This is a genomic window from Moritella sp. 36, assembly GCF_018219415.1.
GTDB lineage: Bacteria > Pseudomonadota > Gammaproteobacteria > Enterobacterales > Moritellaceae > Moritella.
In genome coordinates this window covers 3401847-3419926 of the sequence record NZ_CP056120.1, presented here as the reverse complement: position 1 = coordinate 3419926, position 18080 = coordinate 3401847, and the positions used below count along the sequence as shown (strand labels likewise).

The following is an 18080-nucleotide window of genomic DNA, read 5'->3' as shown; positions in this document are numbered from 1 at the left end:
TCTCCCCCCCCAACTTAGCCCCTGTTTGTAACATCCTTTTAATTGATAGCCACCACGATATTTCTATTGGTAACAAGTATTACTAAGTTTCTATTTAGTTAAAAGTATATTTAATATGTTCTAACAACATAAATGATCTATCATTTTAATATAGTGCAATGATTAATCAGACTAAACGATATGGATAAATACCAGTGCGTCCTAAGCGAATGGCCAATTTTTTATAGCTGCTGTATCCCGTCCCAATTATTTAACTTATTTTATTCAGGATATTCATGAAGCAATCCCCCCCTATAAATAACCAAAGCGGAAAGCCTGGTTATACCGGTTTTAAGCGAATATTTAAAGCGACTGGTTATTCGATGAAGGGGCTCCGTGCAGCGATTAAATATGAGTCTGGGGTAAGGCAGGAATTACTATTATTACTGATATTTACGCCTGTCGCTTTTATGTTAGATGTGACTAATGTCGAAAAAATTTTATTGGTTGGAACCCTAGTATTAGTGTTGATTGTTGAGTTATTGAACTCTGCAGTTGAAAGCACTGTTGATCGCATTGGCTGCGAATACCACGAGTTAAGTGGTCGCGCTAAAGATATAGGCTCTGCAGCAGTATTTGTGAGCCTCTGCCTTGCTGCCTTTGTATGGTTTATGATTGTGGTTTTATAGTTAAAAATATAATTCGACTCGTTATAATTATAAAAGGAATAAATATATGATTTGGAATGGCATGACTAAGGTAGATTCGAATATCTTAAAAGGTTTGGGTATCTTAATGATTGCTATTCATAATTTCATGCATCGTTTTCCTACCCCTAGTGAAAATGAAATGGAATTTACCTCGGGAAAAGTGTTCAATTTATTTGATATTTTATTAACTGAGCCCGCTGGTATTATTCGTGCATTATTTAGTTACTTTGGCCACTTTGGAGTGCAGATATTTATCTTTTTAAGTGCTTATGGCTTAATGAAAAAGTACGCAAAAAATGAAAATAAGCTGTTATATATAAAATTTATTATTAGTCGCCTTGTGAAAATTTATCCGATGTTTTTACTCGCAATCGTTTCATATTTTATTTTTATGTTCACCTTTAATGTTGTTTATAAGGGTATGGGGTTTACCGAATGGTTAATCCCTCTTTCAAAACCTCTTATTTTTAAATTATCTCTGCTATATAACTTTTATCCATATCAAGGTTTATCGTTAGTTGGCCCTTGGTGGTTTTTATCGTTTATTTTTCAATTTTATTTAGTATTTCCATTTATATTGGCGATGTTCAAACGATTTGGAAACATATTTTTAATCGCTATAAGTTTAGTCTGTATCACTATTTCGTTGCTGACTAACGGTTATCTATATAGCAATGTCAGTGTTTTTATTACCGTTATTGGCCACATGCCAGTATTGTGTTTAGGGATTTATTTCGCGCAGGATAAACCAGTTAACTTACCAAATTGGTTGTTTGGCGTGTCAATTTTAGCATTCGCCGCTGGCAATTTTAATGAGTATGCCTTCTTAGTGAGTCATTTCTTTTTTTGTATTATCTTGCTCTTTATTTTTAGCTTCATATTGAAAAACATTAAAGAGGGCAGTTTAGTATTCAAAACATGCATGTTTTTTGGCACTATCTCGATGCCGCTATTTTTGGTTAATGGATTCTTAAGAACGCCCTGGGAAAGTATGGCTCGTGGGATAAACAGTGAATTAATAACCATAGTATTGTGTTTATTGTTTTTGACAATCGCGTCGCTTTATTCGGTTTTTTTGTTGAAGGTCAATAATAAATTACATCGTTTATTAAAACGATAAATCGACAACGATATGATGAGATGAGATGGCGTGCGAACGATATAATTTCGTTGCCTGAACACACTATGTTTAGGTATCTCTATTTGGTAAAGTATATTATTTCTGAAGAGTCATTCAACACATATTTTTCTTGCTTTATTTTTGGGTGGAAAACTGATTTAGTATAATCAATTTGTGTTGCTGTAACGCCTAACCATTCTGCGAAAGTGTGTGGGAAATCTCTCATGAAATATGTTGTATTTTGCATGTCACTGCTGGTCTTGCTACTTGAGATAAATATAAGTGGTACTTCAAGTGCTTTTCTTTGAAATAAACTCCCCACACCATGAGATTTATAGGGTTTTCTTTCTATATCCACGAGTCCGTGATCTGAAAAATAGATGATTTCATAATCTAAAGAGGTAGATTCGAGCAGAGAAACTACTTTATTTATAAAAATGCTGGTGTTTAGGATAGTATCATCATAACAGTTTTGCTCATCTTTCAATTGCTCTCTATAAGCATCTTCTAATTTTATTGCGTTTTTTGTTCTTTCACAAAAATCGAAATGAGAACCAATCATATGAAGAAAGTATACATTATTTGAATTATCATTTAAATGCGCTTCTAAATCTTCGATTAAAACGAAATCAGAATTTGCTTGTTCATAACTCTTATTATGAAATATGGTTAAACCTGTTCTTTTCGCAATATTAGTGATGGGGCTATCGTATATCCCAATCTGACCTTGATTAGAAAACCAGAATGTATTAAAACCAGAAAGATTTGCTAAGTCGATAATGTTCAAATTGTTATTAATATTTAGCTTATCATTGATGGCTAAAATTCTACTTAAGGCCATGCCGGTTTGGGGGGCTGGCGCAATTGGATCTGAAATTAACGTCATACCATTTGTTTCTTTTAGAGGTTTAGTCGTATTTCTATGGTATCCATATGAAAATAAAGATGATTTTTGCACTGACTCACCAATGATAACGACATAATTTTTCTTATTGGATGAATTTGAAACTATGATATTTTCCCATTCTGCTTTGATCGGAGTGTTTTCAATTTTTTTCAACTTTGAATAGGATTGTGATAGGGCAATTGGCTTTAATAAAGGCATATTAAATAAAATGTAATAAGCTCTACTCATAGGGACCAGTACAACCTCTCCCGTTAGAGACACTGAAAATATTGAATTATTCTTGGCTTGTGATGAGGATAAACCAATTAATAAAATTAGGGCCAGAATAAGAACTAAACTTACTTTAAAACCTCCTAGGTATTGATTTAGTCTAAATAAAATAAACGGAGTTATAATCAATTGAAAAAGCACAATAAATGGGATATCAATAGAATGAAATAGCTCTATAGTTTCTTTCGTATTTGTTTCCATGATACTGATATAACTACCAAGTTCAAAGCTACCATATTGAATTTTAACAAATAGAATAGCTGATGAAATGATACTAACAATGACAAATAAAAATAAGTTTAGGTATTTAAATTTGAAAATTGAAGATAAAATCAAAATGAAGAGAGTGCTAATGCTGGCTTTAAGTAGAACCCCAATTATATACTTTATATTAGAATAATTTAAAGTGTTACCTAAAGATGCTATATCTACAATGATGTAAATATAATATGTTAAAATTAAAAAAATAGAAGTAGTTAAGTATATTCGACTTTTAGATAAACCAAACGGTATTTTATTTGACATTAAATATATAACCAAGTTAACAATAACTATATCGAATATTAGACTATAACAGTTGAAGTGAAGCTCAGATTCAGTCTTATTCTCGTCTGTAAACCAATCGTTTGATCTAATCGGCTCCAAAAAAACCATATTTTTATATTTTGTTAACTTCACTTTTTTATATCCCTGCTTTACTTAGACAATGAGATCAATAAGCAGGGATGTTTAATGATAGATCTGCATACGGTTAATCCGCGTTTACAAATATTTTTAAGCTTCATGCTAACCCTTGTTACTGGCCTATTGTGGTATCAGACTAAAAACTGGTTAGTGCCTGTGGTATTTCTTGTTACGCCAATGTTTTTGATTAGCTTACTGAAGATCCCATTTTATATTGTAATTACCTTTGTTATTTTTTCTTATTTTCGTATACACGAAGCATTTCCAGTACTGATCCCGTTGCATATTCCGCTGGCGTTTTCTCTCATGTCATTTTTTGTTTTAGGTTGGCATATCTATTTGACTAATCGAATTAAGGTTTATTGGTCAACAGAGCTGACATTTGTATGCTTGTTTCTGGGGTGGGCTGCATTTGGTATCGCATTTGCGTATAACCGTCAGGCTGCATTTACGCTTTTTTCTGATGTAATCATTAAAGTTTGGGTAATGACAATTGCGATCTGCTGGTTGGTTCGTACTATTTACCATTTTCGTATTGCGACTTATTTATACGTGGGGGCAGGGGCTGTTGTAGGGCTAAAAGCGATTAATAATAAGCTACAAGGTATTGGTCTGGTTGAAGGTACACGAGTGACAATTTCACGGGAATTTGGCTCATTAATTGGTGATCCGAATGACTTAGCGTTAGTACTTCTGTTCCCCATGTCTTTTACTTTATCAAATCTGTTGCAATCTAATATTGGTAAATTGCATCGGGTATTACTAGCAATGGCTTACGTTATTTTATTTTGGGCGATTATTGCTACGCAAAGTCGTGGTGGGCTGATGGGGATCATGGCGGTGACTGGGTATTTCGCGGTTAAGCGAATTAAGAATAAGATATATGTATTAGCGGGTGGTGTACTATTACTACCCATCTTAGTGATGATGGCGGGTATTTCAGATCGTACGTCTGGAGGTTCGGTAGAAGAAGGCATTGGTGAATCAACCATGGGGCGGATTTATGCGTGGATCGCATCATGGGAGATGGCGCTAGAAAACCCACTGACAGGGGTTGGGGTAAATAATTTTTACCTTAATTATTACTTGTTTAGTCCTTTCTGGGATGGTAAAAACCACGCGGTACACAGTACGTGGTTTCAGGTTTTAGGTGAAACGGGATTTGTAGGTCTAGCGCTGTTCATTGCACTTATTGTTGTGATATTTAGACAATTATGGCGGACAGAAGTGAGTAGTCGTGTGTTACTTGTGGGGGAACGCAATATGATTGTAACCTGTAATGATGGTATTTTTGCTGGGTTAGTTGCGTTTTGTGTGGCGGGTACCTTTTTGACTCAGAGCTTTACTTGGCCTTTATATATTTTATTGTCGATGAACGTGGCGCTAGCTAAGATCCTATCTGAAAAATTGGCGGCGGCCGATCTCAGCAAGGCTGGTTAAGAGAGTTGAAAATTTCCGATAAAGTTAAGTCTACGTATTAAATAATACCAATGATTGTGCTATGTTTTCTCTATTATTTTTTATCGAGTTCATCTGCATTGCCTGATTATTCTTTTTCTACTTTTGCTCAGTTATTTGGTGCAAATTGCCGTACATTATCGTTTTGTCCAGAGGGTGCTGTGTTTACGACTAAACGGCAACAAACCTATCACTATCCTTGGACTACGTTTGAACCTAAACTAAAGCATTTCCGTGGTTCATTTTTTGATACCTTAGTACTTAATTGGGAAAGTCAGCGTGTTCGTTTAAATGGTATTGATAAGGCTGAGGTTACAGGGCTAATTGATGAGTTGTATTTTCGTGCATTAGAGGGGAAAGAAGCCGAGGTCCTCGAACTGTATCAACAGCTCACACAAGTGATTGAGCTGGGCTATATTTCCCATTCAAAATGGTTGGCTTTACAGACATGGTTATTACCTTGGGCTGATTGGTTTGAAATATTACCGCAAATTAATAAGATCCCAGCTGCTCTTAAATTACCCTTAGCACATTTACGATTTTGGCAGCAAAGTCAGGTCGAAAATTTAGATAAATATAATCAAGCTGTAATGAACAAGCAAAAACAAAACTATAAAACCCTATTTGATAGTCTTGAAACACACCCACTTACCGAGAAGCAACGCGATGCCTGTATTGTCGCTAATGATGCTAACTTGGTATTAGCGGGCGCTGGGTGTGGCAAAACAAGTGTCATGTTAGGGCGCTGTGCGTATTTATTAGAATCACAGCAAGCTACGGCTGATACTATCTTAATACTGGCGTTTGCAAAAGATGCAGCACAAGAAATGAAAACACGTTTGAAAGAGCGACTTCCAAGCGCGAGGATCACAGTAAAAACATTTCATGCCTTAGCGTTAGATATTATCAAGCAAGTTGAAACGAATAAGCCGAAAATCAGTAAGCTAGCGAGCAGTGATAATGCGAAACAACAATTTTTTAAGCAGACCATAGCGACGTTGCTGATGGATGCTGGCTTTAATGCATTGTTTAGTGAATATTGTTATGCCTATGTGGCTTGGTTAGGCAAGTTACCGAGTGAAAAACATGAGCAAGAAGTTACGCGATTATTAGCAGGCAAAGGTGGGTATAAAAAATTGCTAACCCAACTTGTCGAATTAACGATGCAGTATAAAAATACCCGCACAGTGCGCGCTGAAAAAAGGTTAAGTGCGTTACCTGATAGTGATTTTGCGGCATTAACACATGAAGTCGTCGTTATATTACTTGAACACTATCAGACGAATTTAGCGGAAAATAATGAGATTGATTTTGATGAGATGATCACCAAGGCAAGTGATTATGTGAGTCATGGGCAGTTTAGTTCACCTTGGCTGCATATTCTTGTCGATGAATTTCAAGATATATCTCAAGTACGAGCGAGCCTAGTCAGGCTGTTACAGACGCAACATGATGATAGTAAATTATTCTGTGTTGGTGATGATTGGCAGGCTATTTATCAATTTGCAGGCAGTGATATCGCGGTTACAACACGCTTCAGTGATTATTTTGGTATGACGAGTACATTACCACTCGATACTACGTTCCGCTTTAATGACCAGATTAGTGCTGTTGCGAGCGGCTTTGTGATGGTAAACACAGAGCAAATGAATAAGAAAATAACAACATATAGCAAAGCAAAAAAAGCCTGTATACAGGTTAATTACTATCAGGTTAGTGACAATAAGCACAGCGAAAATAAAAAAAATGATGATGCAGCAAGGTTACTGTTAGAAAAAAAATTAAAGCAAATAGCGGCGAGTGTTAAAGGCGAAGGCAAGCAAAAATCAGTGTTATTGCTCGCTCGATTTAATTTTCAATTACCGGATCATAAGACGCTGACAGTGTTATCCACGCAATACCCTCAGTTAGCCATCAAAGCCATGACGGTGCATAGTTCGAAAGGGCAAGAAGCCGATAATGTAGTTGTGTTAGCGATGGAAGCAGGCGAGCATGGCTTTCCTTGTCATAAATCCCGCCACCCCTTTGCGATGATATTACAGCCTGATGTGTCTGGTTTTCCTGATGCAGAAGAGCGCCGGTTATTTTATGTGGCATTAACACGGGCTCGTCAGCAGGTATATTTACTTTGTAATAAAAGTAATCCGTCGAGCTTTGTGGAAGAATTAGTAACAGGGGACTATGCCGTTACAATTGCAAAATAGATTGGAACTTTGTCTGATAACAATTACTGCTTATTGGTCTTACTCACTAATGAGTGAACTAACTAACGTTGTTCGTTGTTTCAGTTCCAAGTTTACGTTGAAAATCTTGTTGTACGATTGCCAATGCTTTGATCACTGTTTCTGTCGGTAGTTGGCTTTCTTCAAGTAGTTGGATGAGGTCAACGGCAAGTTTTATATGTTTTGGTGCGTTTTCTAGCGACATAATAAAGGATCCTTACTTATTTTAGTTATATATTGCATATTAAGGTTTTTAATTGGTAACGAAATGTTTTATTACACAAGATCTTTCTTTTGTTCATAGCGTTGTAACTGCTGGCGAACTTTTGCTGTTGCTGCCTGACAACGCTGTAATCTTTGCTTAGTTTGTTGTAATTGAAGAGGATCGGTTTGTTGATCTATCATTGCTTGCAAACGGCGTTCATACTCTATTTGCTGCGCTAATTTTTGATATAAATAGTGTGATTTCTGCAATAACTTCTTCGCAATAACAGCATAATTTTTTTGCACACCTTTGACTTCTCCACGCCTAAAATGACACTGTCGTAATACGCCATTAATAGCTCTAAATTGATGTGCTACTTTTTCTAATAACACGTTCTCTATAGATAATGTATTTTCTGGCGATGTGCTTGGCTGCTTTGTGTTGGTTGCCTGTTTATCAGCACTCTTATCAAAATAGTGTTGTAAACGCGTCATACTCTTTTCTAATTCAGCCATGTATTGCTGAATATCGTGGCTGTTACCGATAAATAAGCCAGGATAGAACAAGGCGCGATCGCGTAATTTATAATTGATGGTCGTTGTGTGACTCGAGTTGACTTGCTTACTCAACTCACTCAACTGTTTAATACGTTGGGTGAGTTGGTTGAGCTGTTGTTGCTGACGGGTTATTGTAGCCATGCTTGATAAGCCAGCTTAAAGGCAATAATAATAACGACAGTAATGAATAATGGGCGAATGAACTTAGCCCCAAAATGAATAGCTGTATGTGCTCCAATGATCGCACCAACCATAATTGATAACCCCATGCTTAAACCCAGATACCAATTGATGTGACCAAGGTAAATAAAGGTCAGTAGGGAGGTGAAGTTACTGGTAAAGTTCATTGCTTTAGCAACACCAGAGGCAAATAGGATATTAAGTTTATACAGTGCCATTGTTGAGACAGTCCAAAATGCACCGGTACCTGGGCCAGCGACACCATCATAAAAGCCGATAATACACCCTTGTAAGCCCTGCTTTTTATGTAGTGCAGGGTTATCATCAGGTAAGGTTTCACCTGTGTGTTCTTGGGTTTTGCTAAAGATAGAATAGATAGCAGTAAAGATAATAATGACGGGTAATAATTTCTCTAGCCAAGCGGTGCTGATGACGTTAACTACGAAGGTACCAGATATAGCTCCGGTGGCTGTAAACAGAAATGATCGCCACCAAAATTTGGGATTAAATAAACGCTTCTTATAGAAGGTTATTGCTGCAGCGCATGAACCAAAACTGGCAGCCAATTTATTGGTACCTAATGCAAGGTGTGGGGGTAGGCCAGCACTGAGTAATGCGGGGACTGTTAATAAACCACCACCGCCAGCAATAGCGTCAATGAAACCAGCAACCAGCGCAACGCTGCATAAAATTATAAAAACCGAAGGTTCTAAACCAAGTTCTAACATCAAAACTCTATATTTCTTTTATAAGGGGGAAGCGAATTAAGCAATGCTGGTCCATAGCGTTTACTAACAACTCGACGATCAAGTAACGTAATTCTACCAGAATCTTTCTCTTTTCTCAGTAATCTACCACAAGATTGGATCAATTTTTTACTGGCTTCGGGAACTGAGACCTGCATGAATGGATTTCCACCAGATTTAGTGATCCATTCTGATTGCGCTTCTTCAACAGGGGAGGTCGGCACTGAGAATGGGATTTTAGTGATAATTAGATTTGTAAGTAAATCCCCAGGTAGATCAAGACCCTCAGATAAGCTACTGGTTCCAAATAAGATGCTGGTTTTATTTGCTTTCACGTTTTCTGCATGTTTTTGTAATTGTTCGGCACGTGAACTTTCTTTTTGTACCAATAGTTCTAATTTTGTTGTACTACGAATAATTTCAGCGACTTGATTCATTTGTCGGTACGAACTAAACAACACCAAAGATGCTTTTTTGTCCGGCAGTAAACTTGGGAGTTTTTCTGCTAATAACTCAGTGAAACCCTGTTCATTTGGTGCTAGTGCTAAATTAGGTATATATAGCTCTGCTTGTTCAAACTCAAACGGTGAGTCGAGTTGCAGGTGCTGCGCTGATTCATCATTTAATAAGCCGACTTGGCGGCGGAAATAATTAAAGTTGCCGAGTGAGGTTAATGTTGCTGAGGTCAAGATCGCAGCGCCACATTGCGACCACAACATGTGTTCTAGTTTACTGTCAACATCAATCAAGCTAGCTGCAAAGATATGGTCGTCTTGGCGAGTGCCACTTTTCTCTACCCATTTTGCCAGTGGTGTGCCTTTTGTTTCTTTAATCAGCATGTTCCACACTTGATGTAGATTCTCGATGCGTTGCAGGTAAAAACCCACTTCGGTAATGAGTTTATTTGCTTTAACTTGTGGCAACTGATCTTGTTTTACTTGTTCGGCAAGAATATCAACAATCTTTGCTGTTTGGCTAACGCCACGTTTGGTTTCATGATTCATGTTTGCTGCCAGTTCTGCTAACGATTCTGGTAGTTCACCATCAGCAAAGCGCCAAGAATCATCACTAAATTGGCGATCGTTAGCGGACATTAAACTGTGGACCTTGGTGAGTTCTTTACTGATAGTATTGATTGAACTGAGCAGTTTTGTGACCGGATCGGATATCTCGCTTGACGCGATAGTTTGCGTGAGTTGGCGCATTGATACCGCCATGGTCTGTAACCAGGCTTTTGCGCCGAGTACCGAAGCATGCGCTGACGAGAAATCACGGGTAATGCGTGGTAAATGATGGGCTTCATCCAGTACGTAATAACAGTCTTCTGGTTTTGGTAGAATAATGCCGCCACCAAGCTCTAAATCAGCTAATAATAAGGCGTGATTTACAATGAGCACGTCACATTGGTCCAAGGCTTCACGTGCTTTATGAAAAGGGCAATTACGGTGTGCGCTAAATGATTTACTGCAACTGTGACGGTCTGAAACAATTAATTGCCAAATATCGCCGGGGATCTGGGTGGGCCAACTGTCGATATCGCCTTTCCATTTACCTGCTGCGTAGGCCGTAAACATGCGCTTGATAAGCTGTAAATCGCGTTTTTTAGGAACTGTGGCTAAGTCAGCAAGTAGTTCTATTTGGTCATCAGCTTGCGAAAGCATGGCAAGCTTTTGTTCACAGCAATAACGCTGACGACCTTTCACCAAGGCAAACTCAAATTTAAGCCCTGATTGACGGCGAAAGAAAGGCAGTTCTTTGTGCAAAAGCTGCTCTTGTAGTGCAATGGTGGCTGTTGAAATGACGAGGGTCTTTTTCGCTTCGGTGGCGAGTGGGATCCCTGCAATCAAATAAGCTAATGATTTACCTGTTCCTGTACCTGCTTCGGCTATAATTAAACGACGATTTTTATCAAAATTACCGGCGAGGGTTTTTGCCATTTCAGCCACAAGGATATTTTGTGATTTACGGACTGCAAAGTCAGGCAGTGAATCGCGGATGTTCTGATAAACATCACGAATAGCTTGTTTACTCTTATCTGAAAGCATGTTTACTCTTATCTGAAGCATGCTTGCTGTTTCTGCAAGCACGATTTAAAGCCAAGGTCATTAGGATTGTATTTTAGCGTAATTATACCGTCTGTATAGATATTAAGTAGGGGAACACTGATAAAATCACAGTAGTTTATAAAAATATTGACTGGCTGCTTGATTACTACTGACAAAGCTGACAAAGCTGACAAATTAGAGACTGAAAGCTTACGTTTTGTTTTATATGATTGCGTTGTTATTCATACGTCATAGTGTAAAGGCATTCATATAACTAAATTCGTTAGTATTACAGTATTGTTAGGGTTATTATTTGATCGCTATACTTGGGTTATACCGAAAAATTACAATATTCATACCATTAGACTAAATGATAGTGAACTAAACTTACCTAGCGCTTAAGTGTTTTCTTATCCCTGTATTTTACTTATTTATAATGACATAAGGTTTCTTTGAACATGTTAGAAAATGGCAAAAAACACATTTTAATTGTTGAAGATGATTTAGAGATTTGTCGTCTTCTCGACATGTTTTTACGCACTAAAGGATATAAAGTATCACTTAGCAATAATGGTACAGATGGACTCGCCGATATCATCAGATTACAACCTGATCTGGTGGTATTGGATATTATGATGCCGGGTATGAACGGTATTGAAGTGTGTAAGCAAAGTCGTGAAACTTATACTGGGCCTATTATTATGCTTACCGCTTGCAGTGAAGAAATATCTGAGATTGCAGCGTTGGATACGGGCGCTGATGGTTATCTGCATAAACCGTTACGACCGCATATTTTACTCTCTCATATTGAAGCATTGTTACGCCGCGAAAGCAGAAGTAAGAAAAATGATAATGCGTTAAGTCATACTGGTACGTTAACGATAGATACATTGAAGCGTTTGGTTACCCGTGATAATGAAGAGATTATCTTAACCGGTGCAGAATATGAAATGTTGGAATATTTAGCAAAACAAGCGGGAACAATTGTTAGCCGTGATGAGTGTTATCAAGCATTAAAAGGGGTTGAATTTGATGGCTTGGATAGAGCACTCGACATGCGCTTATCCAGTTTACGTAAAAAGATAAAAGATGATGTAGCACCGTATCAAATTATCAAAACAATTCGCTGTAAGGGCTACCTTTTTGTTAAACAATAATATATTGACTAATCTCAATCGAGTAATAAACCGTAATAAGGGTCATACACTTTTTTTTAAGCTGTATCTCAGTATTACGACCGTAATCATTGGTAGCATAGTATTATTTGTAATCATCATTTACAATTATTTTAACAATGCTGAATTTGTATACAATGCTAATTTTGTTGCACGTTTACTGGATAATTTTGAGGAAGGTAGTGAACGCTGGGATATGGAAGTGGATCTATTAAGCCAATTCACGGGTTTTTCAATTCAAACGTTATCCGCGAAAGAAGTATTAAAATATCACCAACGACATGAATTATTGGATGTTATTGATCAGGATAATGATACACCACCTTTACCTATTGGTATTGGTTGGGGCGGCGTGCATGTATATGATAACGCTAACGCTAATGATGAACGCCTGGCTGTAATCATCCCGTATTATGACAAGTCACTACTCATTATTGATACTATTTCTAGTATGGATGCACCCATGGAGGGGCCTGATGACGATAACGATGCTTTATTTTTATTATTGGGCTTTATCTTTTTGAGTATCGCATTAGTGCTGTATGTCGCTGTGAAAAATATATCCGATCATGTTTATAAATTGAGTTTGGCAAGTCAGGCATTAGCAAATGGCCAGCTCGATACAAGGGTTGTCGACAACATACCCGCCCCCTTAAATCAAATGGCGGTAAGTTTTAATGAGATGGCGATATCCTTGCAGTACTCACAGCATCAACAACAGGTTATGGCCAATGCAATTGCGCATGAGTTACGCACACCGTTAACGCGAATTCAATTAGTGATGGGATTATTAAGTGATGAAGAACATAGTACATATACGACTGAATTACATAATGATTTAAGCCGTTACACGGTTGAAATGGAAGCGTTGGCCAATGATATTTTGATGTTGCAAACGATCGAACATAAACCTTCATTGGTGCATCAAATCGTCGATTTAAGTGAGTTGATGCAATCACGTAAAATTGAATTTCAACGCCAATATCCTAGTGTCTCGCTTTCTTCAGATGTCGATACGGTTAGGGTTGATGCAAACCCTCGTTACCTGCAACTTATAGTTGATAATTTGGTGAAAAATGCGTGTTTATATGCGGATTCAACCGTCAAGCTTAGCCTAAAAAGTGATCTTGAGTATTTCAGTATTATTGTTGAAGATGATGGAGAAGGTATTTCGCCGTTACAACGTGAACAAGTATTGGATGCCTTTACACGTTTAGATAACAGCCGAAGCAGGCAAACGGGTGGTTTTGGTTTAGGTTTAGCTATTGTAAATACGATAGTTAAAACAATGAAAGCGGATATTAATATTGGCAGCAGTGAGTTGGGTGGCGCTATGTTTGTCGTTAGGTTTAAGCACGTTGTTAGTATCGCTTAGGGCTTTGTTCACTGGCTATAGCACTCCCCGAGCAAATAATTAAAACAATTCGTTGTGAGGGGCTACCTATTTGTTAAACAATAATATGTTTTCTAATCTTAAAAAATCTATCAATCGTAATATGGCTAATACGCTTTTCTTTAAGTTATATATCAGTATTAGCACTGTTATTATAGGTAGTATTGTCATTGTTTCGTTAGTTATGGATTACTACTATGATAATCTTAATAATGATGCATTTGTGCACGATGCTAGCTTTGCTGCCACACTACTTGATGACTTTACCGCAAGTACTGACGATTGGAATATGGAAGTAGACTTATTGAGTCGGTTCACAGGTTTTACTATTGAAACTATCTCGGTGAAAAACGCATTGGCATATCATCAAAAGCATGAATTGTTGGACGAAATTGATATAAAGCAAAATATAAACTACCCACCATTACCTGCAGGGATTGGTAAATGGGGGGTGTATGTATATCGACATGAAGAAGAAAGTGGACGTCTTGCTATTATCATTCCGCATCATGAAGGGCTATTGCTCATTATTGACCGTTTAGAAGAGGCGTACCCGATAGATGGGCCTGAAGATTTGGAAGATAATTATCCTGAGCTATTTTTATTAGGTTTTATCTTTTTGAGTATCGCTTTGGTGCTGTATGCCTCAGTAAAAAATATATCTGATCACGTTTATCGGTTGAGCACTGCAAGTTTAGCCTTAGCAAACGGGCAGTTAGATACTCGAGTTGACGATAAAATACCAGCCCCGTTAAACCAGATGGCGGCAAGTTTTAATGAGATGGCTATATCATTGCAGCACTCGCAGCATCAACAACAGGTTATGGCCAATGCAATTGCGCATGAGTTACGCACACCGTTAACGCGAATTCAATTAGTGATGGGATTATTAAGTGATGAGGAACATAGTACATATACGACTGAATTACATAATGATTTAAGCCGTTATACAGTTGAAATGGAAGCGTTGGCTAATGATATTTTGATGTTACAAACGATTGAACATAAACCTTCATCGGCGCATCAAATCGTCGATTTAAGTGAGTTAATGCAATCACGTGAACTTGAATTTCAACGCCAATATCCTAGTGTATTGCTTTCTTCAGATATCGATACGGTTAGAGTCGATGCAAACCCTCGTTACCTGCAACTTATCGTCGATAATTTGGTGAAAAATGCGTGTTTATATGCAGATTCAACCGTCAAGCTTAGCCTTAAAAATGATCCTGAGTATTTCAGTATTATTGTTGAAGATGATGGGGGAGGTATTTCGCCATTACAACGTGAACAAGTATTGGATGCCTTTACACGTTTAGATAACAGCCGAAGCCGGCAAACGGGTGGTTTTGGTTTAGGTTTAGCGATTGTAAATACGATAGTTAAAACAATGAAGGCGGAGATTAATATTGGCAGCAGTGAGTTGGGTGGCGCTATGTTTGTCGTTAGATTTAGACACGTTGTTTAATTTAGGTGTCGTGATTTAAATGCAAAGTTTTGTTAGTATCGCTTAGGGCTTTGCTCATTAGCTATATCACTTCTCTCGAAAATCATTAAAACAATCCGTTGTAAGGGCTACCTATTTGTTAACCAATAATATGTTTACTAATCTTAATCGAATAATAAACCGTAATATGGCACATACGCTTTTTTTTAAATTGTATATCAGTATTACCGCCGTTATTATTGGCAGTATTGTGTTTGTTACTATGTTGATTAATTATTATGACGATACTGATACTGGGTTTGTACATGACGTTAGCTTTACGGCTGTGTTACTCGATGATTTTGTCGAAGATACTGACCGTTGGAACATCTCGGTGGAATTACTGAATAAAGTCATCGGTTTTACTATTAAAAAAAATGACCGCTAAACAAGCATTTGATTATCAGCTGCAGCATGAATTATTATACGAAATCAATCTTAACGAGGAGAGCGATACTCCGCTTTTACCAGCAGGAATTGGTAAGGTAGGGGTATATTTACATACCGAAGAAGAGAATGATCTTCTTGCTGCGGTCCTCCCGCACAATGATGGTTTTTTACTCATCATTGACAATCCTGAAATGATTTATTCTAAGGGTTATTCAGAGGATTGGGAAGATAGTGGGCCAGAACTATTTCTATTGGGTTTTATCTTCTCGAGTATCGCATTAGTGTTGTATTCCTCAGTCAAAAATATATCTGATCATGTTTATCGCTTGAGCACCGCGAGTTTAGCCTTAGCAGATGGCCAGCTCGATACGCGAGTTGACGATAAAATACCCGCTCCCTTAAACCAAATGGCAGCAAGTTTTAATGAGATGGCGATATCCTTGCAGTACTCACAGCATCAACAACAGGTTATGGCCAATGCAATTGCGCATGAGCTACGCACACCGTTAACGCGAATTCAGTTAGTGATGGGATTATTAAGTAATGAAGAACATAGCTCGTACACAGCTGAATTACATAGTGATTTAAGTCGTTACTCGGTTGAGATGGAAGCGTTGGCCAATGATATTTTGATGTTACAAACAATTGAAAATAAACCTTCATCGGCACATCAAATCGTCGATTTAAGTGAGTTGATGCAATCACGTGAAATTGAATTCCAGCGCCAATACTCCCATGTATCTCTCTTTTCAGATATCGATACGGTTAGGGTTGATGCAAATCCTCGTTACCTGCAACTTATTGTTGATAACTTGGTAAAAAATGCGTGTTTATATGCGGATTCAACCGTCAAGCTTAGTCTTAAAAATGATCCTGAATATTTCAGTATTATTGTTGAAGATGATGGGGGAGGTATTTCGCCATTACAACGTGAACAAGTATTGGATGCCTTTACACGTTTAGATAACAGCCGAAGCCGGCAAACGGGTGGTTTTGGCTTAGGTTTAGCGATTGTAAATACGATAGTTAAAACGATGAAGGCGGAGATTAATATTGGCACCAGTGAGTTGGGTGGCGCTATGTTTGTCGTTAGATTTAGGCACGTCGTTTAATTTAGAAGTAGTGTTTTAAAGAGTCTTACACAAGCTTACAGAGGCTTAAAGTTTAGTAGCCCTTTGTTTTATATAATGATCTTATTATTTATACATTATGTAACGAAGAGGTTTAAATGAAAAAAATTGTTAGTATCGCTGTTTTGGTCGGGTTATTGCTCACCGGCTGTAATAGTTCGGATGAGAATGATTCAAGTAAATCAAGTAAATCAAGTAAATCAAGTAAATCAAGTAAATCAAGTAAATCAAGTGATTCATATGTCGTGCCGAGTAAGTTCGGTCCAACTGTAGTGGATTTATTTGATCGTTATACTTGGATTAAAGCCCCCAACGGTAAAGCGATTCATATTTTCTCACAGCCCAAGGTGTCTGTAGCGCAACTGCTTAAAGCACGAAATACACTTGAGTTTTTTTTAACTAACACGGTATCAACGAATAAAAAACTTATCGCCAATAGCATGGCAGATAGGGGGGCGACATTATTCATATTTGATGATGAAGAGGCAATGGAGATAGCTTTATCTAATGAAGAATTTGTTGAAGACGCAATTGCTAAAAACCCTCAGGCCCTTTATGCGACGGAAATATTTGTTGAGGGTGATAGTAACTATTTAGCAGACTCACCGGCTGGACGTGATGCAACCTTTGAAGAAGTATTACACTTCACTCAAGCGCAAGGTATTGCTCCTGTTATGAAAGATTTTCAAAAACGAATTGCAGAACAAGCTGACCGAGCGATAGAGGCCAATGTGTGGAATCCTACAGAGGTACAGCTCGAAGAGTGGAAGGAAGAAGGTGATGAGGTCACTGGCTATACCACCTCCCACGAATATTTTGCTGCAATCGTAGAAGCATATTATGGGATGTGGGAAAACGGGACAAAAGGTATGGATGGCTATATTGGTTACTCTCGTGTCTTACAAGCAGAACATGACAAAGAAGGACTGAAAATCGTTACATCATTCTTACCTAAATTTATTCCAACAACAATGGACATTGATCCTAGTTTTGCAGCTGATAGTACTTTCCATATGAGTTACGATGCAGACTTGGCTTACACCACAAAATCACAATACTTGATGTCAGTACGTTTGACGGGTACAAATAACAGCAATATCTCAGGTAATGCTCAAGATAATTTATTGATGGGTAATGAGGGTGATAACAAAATTGATGGTAAAGGTGGTATTAATACGTATAAAGTTAATGCTTTACGAGCTGAGTTTATAGTTACGCCTCATGGTGGTGCTTACTTAGTGCAGGATAAAGATAATGCTCGTAATGGTGCTGATACTTTGAATAATATTAAGTATATCGAGTTTAATGATGAGAAAATCGATCTTACTAAGTTATAAATATTTGGCCATTTCTGTACTTTAGCTTAAGTAGTTAAATAAAATGACGACAAATATAATTTGTCGTCATTTATCTAACTTATTACATC

At 37.6% G+C, this 18080-nt stretch carries 15 protein-coding genes; 10 read left to right on the top strand and 5 right to left on the bottom strand.

Annotated features, from left to right (window positions below; all coding sequences use genetic code 11):
- The first annotated feature begins 275 nt into the window (after positions 1–275).
- Both HWV03_RS15085 and HWV03_RS15080 read left to right on the top strand, forming a co-directional pair.
- On the top strand, positions 276–668 hold the full coding sequence (locus HWV03_RS15085) for a diacylglycerol kinase (protein ID WP_211676651.1): 393 nt from the start codon (positions 276–278) through the stop codon (positions 666–668).
- Between the two features lie 61 nt (positions 669–729).
- Positions 730–1809 (top strand): acyltransferase family protein, encoded by a 1080-nt coding sequence (locus HWV03_RS15080; RefSeq protein ID WP_255546852.1) that lies wholly within the window; start codon positions 730–732, stop codon positions 1807–1809.
- Between the two features lie 79 nt (positions 1810–1888).
- Here HWV03_RS15080 and HWV03_RS15075 read toward each other — a convergent pair whose 3' ends face one another.
- Positions 1889–3511, bottom strand: coding sequence for a phosphoethanolamine transferase (locus HWV03_RS15075; RefSeq protein ID WP_211676649.1), 1623 nt, complete (start codon positions 3509–3511; stop codon positions 1889–1891).
- 207 nt (positions 3512–3718) lie between these two features.
- Between HWV03_RS15075 and HWV03_RS15070 the strand changes: the two genes are divergently transcribed.
- Positions 3719–5110, top strand: a complete 1392-nt coding sequence (locus HWV03_RS15070; protein WP_211676648.1) for an O-antigen ligase family protein — start codon at positions 3719–3721, stop codon at positions 5108–5110.
- Between the two features lie 50 nt (positions 5111–5160).
- On the top strand, positions 5161–7332 hold the full coding sequence (locus HWV03_RS15065; protein ID WP_211676647.1) for a UvrD-helicase domain-containing protein: 2172 nt from the start codon (positions 5161–5163) through the stop codon (positions 7330–7332).
- 58 nt (positions 7333–7390) lie between these two features.
- On the opposite strand, the gene rsmS is transcribed toward HWV03_RS15065, so the two are convergent.
- The 4 genes from rsmS to dinG form a co-directional block, all read right to left on the bottom strand.
- Positions 7391–7555: a pleiotropic regulatory protein RsmS gene (gene rsmS / locus HWV03_RS15060; protein WP_211672305.1), complete on the bottom strand. Its 165-nt coding sequence runs from the start codon at positions 7553–7555 to the stop codon at positions 7391–7393.
- Between the two features lie 71 nt (positions 7556–7626).
- Entirely contained in the window at positions 7627–8253 is a 627-nt protein-coding gene (gene priC, locus HWV03_RS15055) for a primosomal replication protein PriC (RefSeq protein ID WP_211676646.1), read from the bottom strand.
- Positions 8241–9020, bottom strand: coding sequence for a sulfite exporter TauE/SafE family protein (locus HWV03_RS15050; RefSeq protein ID WP_211676645.1), 780 nt, complete (start codon positions 9018–9020; stop codon positions 8241–8243). Before HWV03_RS15050 ends, priC begins: the two co-directional genes overlap by 13 nt.
- Positions 9020–11083, bottom strand: coding sequence for an ATP-dependent DNA helicase DinG (gene dinG / locus HWV03_RS15045; protein WP_211676644.1), 2064 nt, complete (start codon positions 11081–11083; stop codon positions 9020–9022). Before dinG ends, HWV03_RS15050 begins: the two co-directional genes overlap by 1 nt.
- 458 nt (positions 11084–11541) lie before the next feature.
- On the opposite strand from dinG, the gene HWV03_RS15040 reads away from it, so the two are divergent.
- The 6 genes from HWV03_RS15040 (at position 11542) to HWV03_RS15020 (ending at position 17991) form a co-directional block, all read left to right on the top strand.
- The gene (locus HWV03_RS15040) at positions 11542–12240 is read left to right on the top strand and encodes a response regulator transcription factor (RefSeq protein WP_211676643.1); all 699 of its coding nucleotides are present in this window, start codon (positions 11542–11544) and stop codon (positions 12238–12240) included.
- On the top strand, positions 12227–13633 hold the full coding sequence (locus tag HWV03_RS15035) for an ATP-binding protein (protein WP_211676642.1): 1407 nt from the start codon (positions 12227–12229) through the stop codon (positions 13631–13633). The genes HWV03_RS15040 and HWV03_RS15035 overlap by 14 nt, the downstream gene beginning before the upstream one ends.
- 70 nt (positions 13634–13703) lie before the next feature.
- Positions 13704–15116, top strand: a complete 1413-nt coding sequence (locus tag HWV03_RS15030; protein WP_255546850.1) for an ATP-binding protein — start codon at positions 13704–13706, stop codon at positions 15114–15116.
- A 166-nt stretch (positions 15117–15282) separates the two neighbouring features.
- Positions 15283–15522: a hypothetical protein gene (locus tag HWV03_RS22620; RefSeq protein WP_255546848.1), complete on the top strand. Its 240-nt coding sequence runs from the start codon at positions 15283–15285 to the stop codon at positions 15520–15522.
- The gene (locus tag HWV03_RS15025; RefSeq protein ID WP_255546847.1) at positions 15512–16636 is read left to right on the top strand and encodes an ATP-binding protein; all 1125 of its coding nucleotides are present in this window, start codon (positions 15512–15514) and stop codon (positions 16634–16636) included. The genes HWV03_RS22620 and HWV03_RS15025 overlap by 11 nt, the downstream gene beginning before the upstream one ends.
- Before the next feature lie 116 nt (positions 16637–16752).
- Entirely contained in the window at positions 16753–17991 is a 1239-nt protein-coding gene (locus tag HWV03_RS15020) for an SDR family oxidoreductase (RefSeq protein ID WP_211676641.1), read from the top strand.
- Positions 17992–18080 lie beyond the last annotated feature (89 nt).

Excerpts from the sequence above, each read along its gene's own strand:
- HWV03_RS15065 (WP_211676647.1), top strand. The coding sequence starts at position 5,161 with ATGATTGTGCTATGTTTTCTCTATTATTTTTTATCGAGTTCATCTGCA.
- HWV03_RS15040 (WP_211676643.1), top strand. The coding sequence starts at position 11,542 with ATGTTAGAAAATGGCAAAAAACACATTTTAATTGTTGAAGATGATTTA.
- HWV03_RS15070 (WP_211676648.1), top strand. The coding sequence starts at position 3,719 with ATGATAGATCTGCATACGGTTAATCCGCGTTTACAAATATTTTTAAGC.
- HWV03_RS15080 (WP_255546852.1), top strand. The coding sequence starts at position 730 with ATGACTAAGGTAGATTCGAATATCTTAAAAGGTTTGGGTATCTTAATG.
- HWV03_RS15085 (WP_211676651.1), top strand. The coding sequence starts at position 276 with ATGAAGCAATCCCCCCCTATAAATAACCAAAGCGGAAAGCCTGGTTAT.
- HWV03_RS15020 (WP_211676641.1), top strand. The coding sequence starts at position 16,753 with ATGAAAAAAATTGTTAGTATCGCTGTTTTGGTCGGGTTATTGCTCACC.
- HWV03_RS15075 (WP_211676649.1), bottom strand. The coding sequence starts at position 3,511 with ATGTCAAATAAAATACCGTTTGGTTTATCTAAAAGTCGAATATACTTA.
- HWV03_RS15050 (WP_211676645.1), bottom strand. The coding sequence starts at position 9,020 with ATGTTAGAACTTGGTTTAGAACCTTCGGTTTTTATAATTTTATGCAGC.
- HWV03_RS15025 (WP_255546847.1), top strand. The coding sequence starts at position 15,512 with ATGACCGCTAAACAAGCATTTGATTATCAGCTGCAGCATGAATTATTA.
- rsmS (WP_211672305.1), bottom strand. The coding sequence starts at position 7,555 with ATGTCGCTAGAAAACGCACCAAAACATATAAAACTTGCCGTTGACCTC.
- dinG (WP_211676644.1), bottom strand. The coding sequence starts at position 11,083 with ATGCTTTCAGATAAGAGTAAACAAGCTATTCGTGATGTTTATCAGAAC.
- HWV03_RS22620 (WP_255546848.1), top strand. The coding sequence starts at position 15,283 with ATGGCACATACGCTTTTTTTTAAATTGTATATCAGTATTACCGCCGTT.
- priC (WP_211676646.1), bottom strand. The coding sequence starts at position 8,253 with ATGGCTACAATAACCCGTCAGCAACAACAGCTCAACCAACTCACCCAA.